Here is a 14,746-nt window from a genome sequence, read left to right as displayed (position 1 = left end):
CGCAGTGAAGGCAACGCGCACTGCGATGTTCGGTTTGGAAGACGGGCGTCGCCCGTACGTGCCCCAGAAGGGGCGGTGTATCCATTCGATCGTATGTCAGAGGGGAGAGTCATGAGCGCTGTTACTGTCCGTCGTATACCCGGCTGGAGGGCTCTGCCATGAGCCGGACGCTGGCGAAGTTCACCTCCAGGGCCATGTTCACCTTCGTCGGCGGCGTCCTGGTCATCAATCCCGCCTTCGCGCAGGACCCGGCCACGCCGGCGCCCGTGGCGCAGCAGCAGGGCCAGGCGAGCCCGACCCAGCTGGACGCCGTGCAGGTCACCGGCATCCGCAACAGCCTCAGCCAGGCGATGGACATCAAGCGCGACTCGGCCGGCGTGGTGGATGCCATCAGTGCGGAGGACATCGGCAAGTTCCCCGACACCAACCTCGCCGAGTCACTGCAGCGCATCACCGGTATTTCCATCGAACGCCGTGATGGTGAGGGCGCACAGGTCACCGCGCGCGGCTTCGGCCCGCAGTTCAACATGGTCACGCTCAACGGGCGCCAGATGCCGGGCGCCGATGCCTTCGGTGCATCCGGACAGGTCGCCATCGGCGGCGTCGACGGCGGTACCCGTGCCTTCAACTTCGCCCAGCTTGCCGCCGAGGCCATCAACGGCATCGAGGTCTACAAGACCAGCCAGGCCAATGTGCCCAGCGGTGGCATCGGCGCCACGATCAACATCCTGACGGCGCGTCCCTTCGACCATCAAGGCACCGTCGCCAGTGCCGGCGCGAAGATCGTTTCCGACGAGAGCCAGCCGTTCGGTGACGACCTGACGCCGGAACTGTCCGGCCTCTTCAGCTACAGCAACCCGGAAAAGACCTTCGGCGTTGGTGTGAGCGCCAGCTACCAGAAGCGCAAGGGTGGCTCGGTGCAGGCCACCAACAATTACTGGAACATCCAGCCGTGGACCGGCACGCTGCCGGGCAACCCGACCGTGGTCAATGCACCGGCGGTGGGCGCGCTGTACGGTCGCCCGAACGACCTCCGCTATGCGTTTTCCGAGTTCGAGCGCGAGCGCATCAACGGCCAGGCCGTGCTGCAGTTCGCGCCGACCGACGCGGTGACGTTGACCCTGGATTACACCTATTCGACCAACGAGATCACCGAAAATCGTGGCGAACAGGGCATGTGGCTGCAGAACAGCAACTACACCGACGTCGAGTTCGACACCAGCGGCGCGGTAGCCACGCCGATCTACATCCGAGAGGTCGCGGGCACCAAGGATTTCGGGCTTGAACAACAGCGCAGCATGCAGAAGTACAAGCTGGGATCGCTTGGCTTCAACGCACTGTGGCAACTTACCGATCGGTTCAAGCTGAGCTTCGACGCGCACGATTCCAAGAACGAAAGCCGGCCGAACGATCCGCTCACCGGGGGCGGCTCCATCTTCAGCAGCATCGCCGGTACCAACAACTGCACCACCGGGCCGCATTGCGGTGGGTCGTGGGTGCAGGAAATGAACTTCAACAACGGCCTGCCGGTGGGCACCCAGGTCTGGTACCCGAGCACGGCCGATGCACTCGCCAAGGTCAACGGCGTGGTCAATCCGGGGTTCGTGCCGGGCGAGATCGGTTCGCAGGTGCTGCGCATCAATTCGCAGACCCAGGTCAGCGAGATCAAGCAGGGCCGCGTCGACGGCGAGTGGAGTTTCGACAAGGGTCGCTTCCAGTTCGGCGTGGATTCGAGCAAGCAGACCACGCACCGCATCCAGGCAGCGGAGAACTACAACACCCTCGGCGACTGGGGCGTGGCCAACGTCGACGGGGACGTGGCCAATGGGCTGATGGACCTGCTGCAGCCGGTCAACATCGTCGGGTTGTTCAACGACTTCAATGCCAACAGCTTCACCGCCTGGCGCGGCGATGCTGGCCGCCTGGCGCAGTGGGCGGCGGACAACTATGGCGCCAGTCTCGGCGTGAGCCCGCAGCGCGCCGCCGACAACCTGGTGGAGGAGAAGACGAAATCCGCCTATTTCCAGGTCGAGCTGGACGGCGAGCTGGGCGGGCTGCGCACCAATACCCGCCTGGGCGTGCGCTACGAAACCACCGATGTGGTGTCCACTTCGGTCATCGCCATCCCGGAGGCCATCGAATGGCAGTCCAACAATGACTTCCGCGTGGTGTTGTCCGATGAGCAACAGCCGTTCACCGAAAAGAACAGCTACAGCTACGTCCTGCCCAACCTCGATTTCAGCATCGACCTCATGGACGACCTGAAGGGGCGCGTCTCATTCGGCAAGAGCATCGCGCGCGCGCCGATCGGAAACCTGTACGCAGGTCCGACCGCACAGCAACCGTTCGGCTCAGTGCTGATCGACCCCTCTTCGCGCGCCAGCGGCACCGCACAGAACCCGCAACTGAAGCCACTGGAGTCGGACAACCTCGACATGGCGCTGGAGTGGTACTTCGCTGATGCCAGCTACGTGTCGGTCACGTATTGGAACAAGCGGGTCGCCAACTTCATCGGCAATACCGTGGTCCAGGAGAACCTGTACGGACTGCGCGATCCCACTGCCGGCCCGGATGCGCAGGCGGCGCTGGCCTTCCTCACCAGCGGCGCCTGCGCTACCCAGGTGGGTGCGGCGAATGCGGCGGCCTGCAATGCCAACGACACCGCGTTGTTCACCGCGCTGGCACTGCTGCGCAACAATCCTGCCGGCCTGGGTGCCTACAACGGGACAGACGCGCAGGTGCTGTCCACCGAAGCCGCCTACGATCTGTATGGCACCGCAGCCGACCCCCTGTACCAGTTCAACGTCAACCGCCCGATCAACCAGAACGAGTCCAAGCTGAGTGGTTGGGAGCTCGGTGGGCAGTACTTCTTCGGCGATACCGGGTTCGGCGTGCTGGCCAACTACACCATCGTCAACGGCGACGTGGGCTACAACGATGCGGGGGATCCGAACATAGACCAGTTCTCGCTCACCGGCCTCAGCGACACCGCCAATGCCATGCTGATGTACGAAAAGTACGGATGGTCGATACGCCTGGCCTGGAACTGGCGTGACGAGTACCTGATCCTCGCCAACCAGGGCACCAGCCGCAATCCCTACTATGTGGAAGAATACGACCAGTGGGATCTCAGCGTGAACTACACACTGAATGAGAACTGGTCCTTCGGCCTGGAGGCGATCAACCTGACCGGAGAGGACGTCCGCTGGCGTTCGCGCACCTCGCAGATGATCGTGAAGCTGGCTGACCAGAGTCCGCGTTACATGCTCGGCGTGCGTTACAGGTTCTGAACCGTGGGGGTGCCGCTGCCTTGCCGGCGGCACCCGTTCAAGGCTCCTGCTGGGAGGGGACGACACCGTGTCGCGATACGAAATGCTCAACAACATCGCCCACCACGACCTGCGCGTGGCGACCGGCTTCGGGCCCGAATTCGGCGACGCGGTGGGCATGCTGCCGGCCTACCCGAGCGAATTCGCCGAACTGCAGCGGGAATATCCCATCTTCCTGCGCCGCGATGCCGACAGCGGCGCCTGGCAAGCGGTAGCGCTGCTCGGGTTCGAGCAGCACGAGAATCTGTTCCTGCAGGACGGCCACTGGAATGCCTCCTACCTGCCCGGGGCCGCGGCAAAAGGGCCGTTCCTGATCGGCTTCCAGGACCGCCACATCGATGGCACGCTCAGCCAAGAAGCGGTGCTGCACGTGGATCTTGATCATCCGCGCGTGACCGCGATGCAGGGTGAGCCGGTGTTCCTGCCGCAGGGGGGAAACTCCCCTTACCTGGACCACATCGCCAGCGTACTGCGCGGCATCCACGATGGCCACGCGTTCGGTGCGGACATGTTCGCCGCGCTGGACGCGCAAGGGCTGATCCAACCGGTCACGCTGGATGTGCAGGTCGACGCGGAACATCGGTTCACGGTCAACGGGCTGCACGCGATCGACCGTGATCGCCTGGCGCTGCTGGATGGCGCCGCGTTGGCCGGACTCAACCGCGCCGGCTATCTGGAAGGGGCCTATCTGATGCTGGCATCGCTGCACAACATGCGCCGCCTGATCGCCGAGAAACAACGACGCCTGCGCATGCAGGATGCTGCGTCTACGGCGGGCAGGAACTGACCGATGCGGGAGGCCGTTGCCATGCGCGCACTGGAAGGCCTGGACCCCGGCTCGCTGCCGTTGCAGGCGCTGGTGGACGCTGGCGAGCCGGTGGTGCTGCGTGGCATCGTGCGCGACTGGGGACTGGTGCAGGCCGGATTGCAGGGCCCCCACGAGGCCATGGCCTACCTGCGCCGCTTCGATGCAGGGTTGCCGGTTCCGTATTCTTTCGGCGATCCCGGGATTGAAGGGCGACCGTTCTACACGGCGGACTTCACCGCGTTGAACATCGAGGTCCGGCGCGGCGCGCTGTCAGAGGTCCTGGAGGCGATCTCCGACCATCTCGCTTCGCCCAGCCCGCCGACCTACTACGTCGCCTCGCTGCCGGTCGCGCGTGCGCTGCCCGGGTTCACCGAGCACAACGACGCCGGGCTGGCCGGGCAGGGCATCGACGCGCCGGCAAGCATCTGGATCGGCAACCGGGTCACGGCCTCCTGCCACTACGACACCCCGCAGAACCTGGCGTGCTGCACGGTCGGCCGACGCCGGTTCACCCTGTTTCCGCCCGAGCAGATCGACAACCTCTACCCGGGCCCGATGGATCCCACCCCCGGCGGGCAGGCAGTCAGCGTGGTGGATTTCGATCGCCCGGATTTCGATCTGCATCCCCGTTTCCGTGATGCTCTGGCAAGTGCGCAGAGCGCCGAACTGGAGCCCGGTGATGCCATCTTCATCCCGAGCCTGTGGTGGCACCACGTGCGCAGCCTGGAGCCGTTCAACGTGCTGGTGAACTACTGGTGGCGCAGTTCGCCGAGCATGCTGGCCTCGCCCCTGCCGGCGCTGCAGCATGCGATGTGGGCCCTGCGTGACCTGCCAGCGCGTGAGAAACAGGCCTGGGCGGCGATCTTCGACTACTACGTATTCGGCCCCGCCGAGCGCGCCGGGCAGCATCTGCCCGAAGCCGCACGGGGCGAGCTGGCACCGTTCGATACGACCCAGGCGCGGCGCATGCGCGCCCGGCTGCTGGCGCTACTCAACCGTTGATGGGGACATCGCATTGAACGCTGTGGACACAACAGAAGGGCGGATCCGCAAGGTCGTCATCGCCGGCGGTGGCACTGCCGGTTGGCTTGCCGGCTGCGCGCTGGCCCACCAGTTCCGCGATCAGCTGGACATCGTGCTGGTGGAGTCCGAGCAGATCGGTACCGTCGGCGTGGGCGAATCCACCGTGCCGCCCATCCGCATGTTCCACCGGTTCCTGCAGATCGACGAGCAGGAGTTTCTGCGCGCAGTGGCTGGTACGTTCAAGCTCTCGATCTCGTTCGAGAACTGGCGTCGCCCCGGGGACCGTTTCATCCATCCGTTCGGCACCATCGGGCAGGGCACCTGGGCCACGCCGTTCCACCACTTCTGGTTGGAGAGCCTGCGCCGGGGCATGCCCTCGGACCTGGGCGAATTCTGCCTGGAAAGCGCGGCCTCGCTGGAAGACCGGTTCTCGCTGCAGACCCAGCCGCAGGCCAGCTACGCCTATCACTTCGACGCCAGCCTCTACGCCAGGTTCCTTCGCGGCAAGGCCGAGGCAAACGGCCTGCGCCGGGTGGAAGGCAAGATCCGCGAAGTGCGCCAGCACGCCCACGACGGCGCGGTGGCGTCGCTGGTGCTGGAAGACGGACAGGTCATCGACGGCGACCTGTTCATCGACTGCACCGGCTTCCGCGGCCTGTTGACCGAGCAGACCCTGCATACCGGCTATGAAGACTGGCACGAATGGTTGCCCAGCGATCGCGCCGTTGCGGTACAGACCGAGTCGGTGAATCCGCCGGTCCCGTACACGCGCGCCATCGCACACGAGGCCGGATGGCGCTGGCACATCGCGCTGCAGCACCGGGTGGGGTGTGGGCTGGTGTTTTCCAGCCGCCACATGTCCGATGACGAGGCGCAGGCCAAGCTGCTGCGTGACATCGAGGGCCGGCCCCTGCGCGACCCGTGGCTGGTGCCGTTCCGCAGCGGGCGCCGGTTGAAGGCATGGAACAAGAACGTGGTGGCGCTGGGGCTTGCCAGTGGGTTCATCGAGCCGCTGGAATCCACCAGCATCCACCTGACCATCAGCGCGGTGGTGCGCCTGATCCAGTTGTTCCCGCTGGAGGGCATCAGCCCATCGCTGATGGCGCTCTACAACGATGTCAGCCGCCAGGAAATGGAACACGTGCGCGACTTCATCATCCTGCATTACCACGCCAACCAGCGCGACGAGCCGATGTGGAAAGCGTGTCGGGAGATGGCGCTGCCTGAGTCGCTGCAGGTCCGACTGCGCGCGTGGCGCGAGCGCGCCCACGCCTGGCAGGACCCCGGCGAACTGTTCCGGGTCGACTCCTGGACCAGCGTCCTGACCGGGCAGGGCATCCAGCCGGGACCGCCGCATTCGCTGACGCGCGCCATCAGTGATGCGGACCTGCGCACGCTGCTGGATCGCATCCGTCGGCCGGTGCAGAAGGAGGTGGCGAAGATGCCGTCGCAGGCCGCGTTCATCGAGCGCTACTGCAACGCGTCGGCGCAGGCATGGCAACGGGGCATGGCGGTGACATAGCCGCCCGACATGCTGTTGCCGCTGATTGGTAGCGCTACCTTCAAGCCAAAACGGGTGGAAACGATGGATCTGGTTGCCGGAATCGACGCGGGTACGCAAAGCCTCAAGGTGGTGGTCTACGACCCTGCCGGGCGCAACGTGGTGGCCAGCGCCAGCGTGCCGTTGACGCTGGCCAGCGGTGCCGACGGCAGCCGTGAACAACAGCCGCCGGACTGGGTCGCGGCACTGCACGCCTGCTTCGCCGACATCGATCCCGCGCTGCGCTCGCGCATTGCCGCGCTGGCCGTCTCGGGCCAACAGCACGGGTTCGTGGCGATCGATGAAGAGGGTGAGGTACTGGCACCGGCCAAGCTGTGGTGCGACACCAGCACCTCGGCCGAGTGCGGGCAGATCATGCAGGCGGCAGGCGGCAGGGCGCGCACCATCGCGCTGGCCGGGAACCCCATCCTCACCGGATACACCGCATCCAAGCTGCCCTGGACCAAGGCCCACCGACCCGAGGCCTATGCCCGCCTTGCAAGCATCCTGCTGCCCCATGATTACCTCAATTTCGTGTTGACCGGACAGCGTTTCTGCGAGTATGGGGATGCGTCCGGCACCGGCTGGCTGGACGTACGCACCCGCACCTGGTCGAGCGAGCTACTGCATGCGACCGATCCCGAGCGGGATCTTGCGGCCAGCCTGCCGCGCATCGCCGGGCCTGAAGAAGTGTTCGACATCGACCCCGCCACGGCGGCGGCGTTGGGGCTGCCGGCGACGGTGAAAGTGGCTGTCGGAGGCGGCGACAACATGATGGCGGCCATCGGCACCGGCTGCGTGGTGCCGGGTCGCCTGGCGATGAGCCTGGGCACCTCGGGCACGCTGTTCGCCTACTCCGATACACCCGTGGTCGATCCGGACGGGGCATGGGCGGCCTTCTGTTCGTCCACCGGCGGCTGGCTGCCGCTGATCTGCACGATGAACTGCACCGTGGCGACCGAGCAGGTCGCGGCGGCTTTCGGCTTCAGCACGCGCGACGGCGACGCGCACCTGCGAGCGACTCCGCCCGGTGCCGACGGGCTGGTGATGCTGCCGTACCTCAACGGCGAACGCACGCCGGACCTTCCGTTCGGCAAAGGCATGCTCGCGGGGCTGGACACCACCAACATGACGCCGGCGCATGTCTATCGCGCGGCGATGGAAGGGGCCACCTACAGCCTGAAGTACGGCTTCGATGCCTTCGTACGCGCGGGCATGTCGTTCGATTCCATCGTGCTGACCGGCGGCGGCAGCAACAGCGCGCAGTGGCGGCAACTGGTGGCCGATGTGTTCTGCTTGCCGGTGGAGGTCCCCAGCCAGTCGGAAGGCGCCGCGTTCGGTGCGGCGCTGCAGGCGGTCTGGGCGCTGGGCCTTGCGCGGGGCGAAGCCACCTCGATCGCCGACATCGTTGACCAGCACGTGGCGCTGGATCCGCTCCGGTCCGCACGCCCGGACCCGGCGCGCATGCAGGCCTACGCCACCGCCTATGCACGGTTCCTGCGCCACCTCGATGCCATCACGCCGCTGTATCGCGGCCGATCCCCCTCAACGCCACACCCCGCACAACGACAGGAAGACCCCTCATGACCACCCAGCCCTTCATCGGCAGCAAGGAATATTTCCCCGGCATCGGCCGCATCCCCTTCGAAGGACCGGGTTCGGACAACCCGCTCGCCTTCAAGGTCTATGACGCGGACAAGCGCGTCGGTGGCAAGACCATGCAGGAGCACCTGCGCTTCGCGGTCTGCTACTGGCACACCTTCTGCAATGCCGGGCATGATCCGTTCGGCCCGGGTACCCGGCATTTCCCCTGGGAAGCCGGCTCGCCGATGGCCAGCGCCGAGGCGAAGCTGGACGCGGCGTTCGAGTTCTTCACCAAGCTGGGCGTGCCGTACTGGTGCTTCCATGACATCGACCTGGCACCGGACGCCGACGACGTCGGTGTCTACGAGAAGAACCTCAAGCACATGGTGGCGCTGGCCAAGGCCCGCCAGGACGACACCGGCATGAAGCTGCTGTGGGGCACGGCCAATCTGTTCTCGCACCCGCGCTACATGAACGGTGCGTCCACCAATCCGGACTTCGCGGTGGTGGCGCGGGCCGCCGTCCAGGTGAAGGCGGCGCTGGAAGCAACCGTCGAACTGGGCGGCGAACATTACGTGTTCTGGGGAGGCCGCGAAGGGTATGCCGCACTCGCCAATACGCAGATGAAGCGCGAAGTCGACCACCTTGCACGCTTCCTGACCATGGCGCGCGACCATGGCCGCAGCATCGGCCTGAAGGGCAATTTCCTGATCGAGCCCAAGCCGATGGAACCGATGAAGCACCAGTACGACTTCGACAGCGCCACGGTGGTCGGGTTCCTGAAGGAACATGGCCTGGACAAGGATTTCAAGCTCAACATCGAGGCGAACCACGCCACGTTGTCCGGTCACACCTTCGAGCACGATCTGCAGGTCGCATCGGACCACGGGCTGCTGGGCAGCATCGATGCCAACCGCGGCAATGCCCAGAACGGCTGGGATACCGACCAGTTCCCCACCGACCTGTACGACACCGTCGGCGCGATGCTGGTGGTGCTGCGCCAGGGCGGGCTGGAGGGCGGCCTGAACTTCGATGCCAAGGTGCGCCGTGAATCGACCGACCTGGAAGACCTGTTCATCGCACACGTCGGTGGCATGGATGCGTTCGCCCGCGGGCTGGAAGTCGCCCATGCGCTGATCAATGATTCGCCGCTGGAACAGTGGCGGAAGGAGCGTTACGCCAGCTTCGACAGTGGTACCGGCAAGGCATTCGCAAGTGGCGCGCTCAGCCTCGCCGAACTGGCCGCGCTGGGTGCGAAGGGCGGCGAGCCCAGGCAGGTCAGCGGCAAGCAGGAGCGCTACGAGAACCTGATCAACCAGTACCTGCTGCGCTGACCGCACAAGCGCGCGTCGATGAAACCCAACCGGGGAGGGGCAGGGCAATGCAACAGGCAGTGAGCAGCGGCGAGAACACCCGACTGATCGTCCTGATCAGCGTGGTGGCGACCATTGGCGGATTCCTGTTCGGGTTCGACAGCGGCGTGATCAATGGCACCCAGGACGGACTGCACCAGACGTTCAAGTCCGGCGAATGGATGCAGGGATTCGAGATCGCCTCGATGCTGTTGGGCTGCGCGTTCGGCGCCTTCAGCGCCGGCCGCCTGGCCGACCGCCTTGGCCGCCGCAACGTGCTGATCGTATCGGCGGTGCTGTTCCTGCTGTCGGCGATCGGCGCCGGTGCAGCCCCGTCGTCGGCGATGTTCATCATCGCGCGGGTACTGGGCGGTTTCGCGGTAGGCGCGGCCAGCGTGATCTCCCCGGCGTACATCGCCGAAGTGGCGCCGGCGCGTTACCGTGGCCGCCTGGCCACGGTCCAACAGATAGCGATCATCGGCGGGCTGACGGCCGCGTTCCTGTCCAACTATCTGCTGGCAGCCACCGCCGGTGCCTCGACCGAGCCGCTGTGGGCAGGCCACGCAGCCTGGCGCTGGATGTTCTGGATGCAGGCGGTACCCTCGCTGTTGTTCCTGGTGCTGTTGTTGGCCATTCCAGAAAGCCCGCGCTACCTGATGGTGAAGCGCCGCAAGGACGAGGCATTGCAGGTGCTCGGGCGGCTGTTCGGCGCGGCCGAAGCGCAGGCCAAGCTGGCCGAGATCGATGCCTCGCTGTCGACCGACCACCATCGCCCGCGGCTTTCGGACCTGCGTGACAAGGCCAGCGGCAGGATCCGCCCGATTGTCTGGGTGGGCATCGGCCTGGCGACCTTCCAGCAACTGGTTGGCATCAACGTGGTGTTCTACTACGGCGCCGTGCTCTGGCAGGCGGTCGGCTTCTCTGAGAACGACGCCCTGCTGATCAATATCCTGTCCGGTGCGCTCAGCATCGGCGCCTGCATCGTGACCGTGCTGCTGATCGACCGCATCGGGCGCAAGCCGCTGCTCTGGGTCGGCTCGGCCGGCATGGCGGTGGCCTTGACGCTGCTGGTGTTTTCCTTTGCCAGCGGCTCGCTGGTCGATGGGCGCCTGCAGCTGCCCGGTGGCATGGGCACGCTGGCGCTGGTGGCTGCCAATGCCTACGTAGTGTTCTTCAACGTCTCCTGGGGGCCGGTGATGTGGGTGATGCTGGGAGAGATGTTCCCCAACCAGATCCGCGGCTCGGCGCTGGCGGTGGCGGGTGCGGCGCAATGGACCGCCAACTTCGCCGTGACAGTGACCTTCCCGATCCTGCTGGCCGCCATCGGGCTGGCCGCAACCTACAGCCTCTACCTGGTGGCGGCGGTCATCTCCGTGTTCTTCGTGCTGCGCTTCGTGCACGAAACCAAGGGCAAGGAACTGGAGCAGATGGAAGGATGAACACCATGACGAATCGACGCTTCATGCAGGCCCGTGGTGGCGTACTGCTGACCGCGCTGGTGCTGGCCGTGGCGGCCTGCGGGAACGATGGGAAACCCGTTGCCGCTGCGCCGGCCGACCCGGATCCGTGGCCGCAGGTCGCCTGGCCGCTGGCCGAGGATGCGGCCTTGGAGAAACGCATCACCGAGCTCATGGCTACCCTGACGGTGGAGGACAAAGTCGGTCAGCTGGTGCAGGGGGACATCGCCAGCGTCACCCCGGACGACGTGCGCCGCTACCGGCTGGGTTCCATCCTGGCAGGCGGCAACTCGGACCCCGGCGGCCGTTACGATGCCTCGCCTGCGCAATGGCTGGCACTGGCCGATGATTTCCATGCCGCGTCGATGGACACCTCGCAGGGCGGCAAGGCGATCCCGGTGCTGTTCGGCATCGACGCCGTGCACGGGCAGAGCAACATCATCGGCGCGACCCTGTTCGCGCACAACATCGGCTTGGGCGCGACCCGCAATCCGGAACTGCTGCGCCGGATCGGCGAGATCACCGCACTGGAGACCCGCGTGACCGGGATGGAGTGGGCCTTCGCACCGACCGTGGCGGTACCGCAGGACGACCGCTGGGGACGCACCTACGAAGGCTACTCCGAGTCGCCGGAGGTGGTGGCCAGCTACGCCGCTGCAATGGTCGAAGGCCTGCAGGGCAAAGTGGGCTCGCCCACTTTCCTGGACGGGCGCCACGTGATCGCTTCGGTGAAGCATTTCCTCGGTGATGGCGGGACCGTCGATGGCAAAGACCAGGGCGATGCCCGGATCGATGAAACCGAACTGGTGCGCATCCACGCGGCCGGCTATCCGCCGGCCATTGCCGCAGGCGCGCAGACCGTCATGGCGTCGTTCAACAGTGTCAACGGTGAAAAAATGCACGGCCACAAGCCGTACCTGACCGATGCGCTGAAGGGACGCATGAACTTCGGTGGCTTCGTGGTAGGCGACTGGAACGGCCACGGGCAGGTGAAGGGCTGCACCACCACGGACTGCCCCGCCACCATCAACGCCGGCCTGGACATGGCCATGGCATCGGACAGCTGGAAGGGCTTCTACGAAACCACGCTGGCGGCGGCCAAGGCCGGCACCATCAGCCAGCAACGCCTGGATGACGCGGTGCGTCGCATCCTGCGGGTCAAGCTGCGCCTGGGCTTGTTCGAGGCGGGGAAACCTTCGACGCGTGCGGTCGGCGGCCAGTTCGCGCTGATCGGTGCACCGGCCCATCGCGCGGTGGCCCGGCAGGCGGTGCGCGAGTCGCTGGTGCTGCTGAAAAACCAGGGCGGCGTGCTGCCGCTGTCGCCGAAGCAACGCATCCTGGTGGCCGGTGACGGCGCCCACGATGTCGGCAAGCAGGCGGGCGGCTGGACGCTCAACTGGCAGGGCACCGGCACGACCCGCAAGGATTTCCCGAATGCAGACAGCATCTTCGAGGGCATCGCGCAGCAGGTGAAGGCAGCAGGTGGCCACGCCGAACTTGCGGTTGACGGACGCTATGCGAGCCGGCCGGATGCGGCCGTGGTGGTGTTCGGGGAGGACCCGTACGCCGAGTTCCAGGGCGATCTGCCGACACTGGCGTACAAGCCGGGCGACGATGCGGACCTGGCGCTGCTCAAGCGCCTGAAAGCCGATGGCATTCCCGTTGTCGCGGTGTTCCTCAGCGGACGCCCGCTGTGGGTCAACCGTGAGCTCAATGCCGCCGATGCCTTCGTCGCGGCGTGGCTGCCGGGATCGGAGGGCGCGGGCATCGCCGATGTACTGCTGCGCGGTGCCGATGGCAATGTCCAGCACGACTTCAAAGGCACCTTGAGCTTCAGTTGGCCGCGCACGGCGACCCAGTACGCCAACAACGTGGGCCAGAAGGACTACAACCCGCTGTTCCCGTTCGGCTTCGGACTGACCTACGCCGACAACGGCGCGCTGGCCCCGCTGCCGGAAATTTCAGGCGTGACCGGCAAGGAAGGGGCGGTCGGGGTGTTCTTCGCACGCGGTGATGCCGGCCCCGGCATGGCACTGCGACTGGAAGGCGGCACCGGGCAGGGCGTGACGGTCACGAAGGTGCCGGATGCCCTCGGGTCCGACCTGCTCACGGTTGCCGGCGTGGATCATCTGGCGCAGGAAGACGGGCGCCAGCTCAGCTGGTCCGGCAAGGGCGAGGCCACTGTCGCACTGCAATCGCACACGGCGCTGGACCTTCAGCGGGAAAGCAACGGCGACCTGATGCTGTTGACCACCCTGCGGGTGGAGTCCGCACCGCAGGGCGATACCTGGCTGTCGGTGGGCTGCGGCACGGGCTGCTCGGCGCGCATTGCGATCGGACCCACGCTGGGGCGATTGCCGGCAGGCCAATGGACCCGCGTAGGGGTGCCGCTGAAGTGCCTTGCCGCCGCGGGTGCGGATGTCGGCAAACTGGATCGCCCCTGGTCGATCGGCACGGCAGGGAAGATGACGCTGGCGGTATCGCGCGTAGCGCTCGGGGCGCTGAACGAGGCGGAGACCACCATCGAGTGCACGGGCGCGTGACGGTGCGTGCTGCGCTAGCGAGGCCCGGGAGGACGCGCGACCGAATCGCGCACCACCAGGCGGTGGGGCACGACGTGGTCAGTCAGTACACGTACGCCTTCCTGCCGGCGGCGGATGGTGCGCAGCAGGATTTCGACCGCGGCATCGGCCATCGAGGCGATCGGCTGATGGACAGTGGTGAGCTCGGGCCAGACGGTGGTTGCGGCCGAGGTGTCATCGAAACCGACCACCGACAGGTCGCGTGGCACCTCAAGGCCGCGTCGGTGGGCAACGGAGATCGCCGCCGCCCCCATGTCGTCGTTGCTGGCGAAGATCGCGGTGGGCGGCCGACGGTGGCGCAGCAGCTTCTCGGCAGCGGCAAGCCCGGAGCGGTAGGTGTAGTCGCCCTGCTGGACCAGGGCAGGGTCGACTTCCAGCCCTGCGTCATGCAGCGCGCTGACGAAGCCGTCGTAGCGCCGCGCGCTTGCGCTGAGGTCGCTGCGCCCGCAGATGAAGCCGATGCGGCTGTGGCCGTGCTGGATCAGATGTTCGGCCAGTTCCCTGCCGGCGTGGAAATCGTCGATGCGCACGCAGGAAATGTCGTTGCCGAGGTGGCCCGATGCGATCGCGACCACCGGGATGCCTGCCTTCAGCAGTTCGTTCACTGCAGGCTGCGACTCGCACAACGGCGGCGGCAGGATGACACCGTCGACCCGACCGGCAAGCGCACGCGCCGACCTGCGCTCGGCGGCAGGGCCCAGATCGTCCCAGTAGTCGACGACCAGTTGGATGGCGGCGCCCGACGCCACGCGCAGCAGCCCGACCAGCAGTTCGCGCAGGTAAGCACCACTGGGGTCGGTGTAGATCAGCGCGATGCGCGTGTGCTGTGCGGCGGCCAGCGAACTGGCGGCGAGGTTGGGCGTATAGCCGAGTTCACGCACCGCGCGCATCACGCGCTCACGGGTGACATCGCGGACTTTGCCCTGGTTGATCGCGCGCGATACGGTCATCGGCGAGACCCCGGCCAAGGCCGCCACTTCATCGATCGTCACGCCGCTGGTTTTGCGGCGGACCGATTTCTTCGGCTTCTCCAATACGCGCTCCCGTTGTGCTTCGTGGCGCCATCGCCAG

General features: G+C 66.3%; 9 protein-coding genes. 8 read left to right on the top strand and 1 reads right to left on the bottom strand.

Annotated elements, in window-relative coordinates; all coding sequences use genetic code 11:
- The first annotated feature begins 158 nt into the window (after positions 1 to 158).
- The 8 genes from SOM47_RS10855 (at position 159) to SOM47_RS10820 (ending at position 13,636) form a co-directional block, all read left to right on the top strand.
- Positions 159 to 3,290, top strand: coding sequence for a TonB-dependent receptor (locus SOM47_RS10855; protein ID WP_182656049.1), 3,132 nt, complete (start codon positions 159 to 161; stop codon positions 3,288 to 3,290).
- A 67-nt stretch (positions 3,291 to 3,357) separates the two neighbouring features.
- Complete coding sequence (locus tag SOM47_RS10850; protein ID WP_320505547.1) at positions 3,358 to 4,116, top strand: SapC family protein; 759 nt, start codon at positions 3,358 to 3,360, stop codon at positions 4,114 to 4,116.
- Between the two features lie 3 nt (positions 4,117 to 4,119).
- Entirely contained in the window at positions 4,120 to 5,139 is a 1,020-nt protein-coding gene (locus SOM47_RS10845) for a cupin-like domain-containing protein (RefSeq protein WP_320505546.1), read from the top strand.
- A gap of 13 nt (positions 5,140 to 5,152) precedes the next feature.
- Entirely contained in the window at positions 5,153 to 6,682 is a 1,530-nt protein-coding gene (locus SOM47_RS10840) for a tryptophan halogenase family protein (protein WP_320505545.1), read from the top strand.
- 63 nt (positions 6,683 to 6,745) lie between these two features.
- Positions 6,746 to 8,287 carry a xylulokinase gene (gene xylB, locus SOM47_RS10835; RefSeq protein WP_320505544.1) on the top strand — a complete coding sequence of 514 codons (1,542 nt, stop codon included), beginning with the start codon at positions 6,746 to 6,748 and terminating at the stop codon, positions 8,285 to 8,287.
- Positions 8,284 to 9,618, top strand: coding sequence for a xylose isomerase (gene xylA / locus SOM47_RS10830; RefSeq protein WP_320505543.1), 1,335 nt, complete (start codon positions 8,284 to 8,286; stop codon positions 9,616 to 9,618). The genes xylB and xylA overlap by 4 nt, the downstream gene beginning before the upstream one ends.
- Before the next feature lie 47 nt (positions 9,619 to 9,665).
- On the top strand, positions 9,666 to 11,075 hold the full coding sequence (locus SOM47_RS10825; protein WP_192083523.1) for a sugar porter family MFS transporter: 1,410 nt from the start codon (positions 9,666 to 9,668) through the stop codon (positions 11,073 to 11,075).
- Positions 11,072 to 13,636: a glycoside hydrolase family 3 N-terminal domain-containing protein gene (locus tag SOM47_RS10820; RefSeq protein ID WP_320505542.1), complete on the top strand. Its 2,565-nt coding sequence runs from the start codon at positions 11,072 to 11,074 to the stop codon at positions 13,634 to 13,636. The genes SOM47_RS10825 and SOM47_RS10820 overlap by 4 nt, the downstream gene beginning before the upstream one ends.
- Positions 13,637 to 13,650: 14 nt before the next feature.
- Here the strand turns inward: SOM47_RS10820 and SOM47_RS10815 are convergent, their stop codons facing one another.
- Positions 13,651 to 14,709 (bottom strand): LacI family DNA-binding transcriptional regulator, encoded by a 1,059-nt coding sequence (locus SOM47_RS10815; protein WP_320505541.1) that lies wholly within the window; start codon positions 14,707 to 14,709, stop codon positions 13,651 to 13,653.
- Positions 14,710 to 14,746: the final 37 nt, after the last annotated feature.

Origin of the sequence: Stenotrophomonas sp. CFBP8980, assembly GCF_034046095.1 — a bacterium.
Taxonomy (GTDB): domain Bacteria; phylum Pseudomonadota; class Gammaproteobacteria; order Xanthomonadales; family Xanthomonadaceae; genus Stenotrophomonas; species Stenotrophomonas lacuserhaii.
Note: the sequence above shows the minus strand (reverse complement) of the source record. Positions and strands in the feature narration are given on the sequence as shown.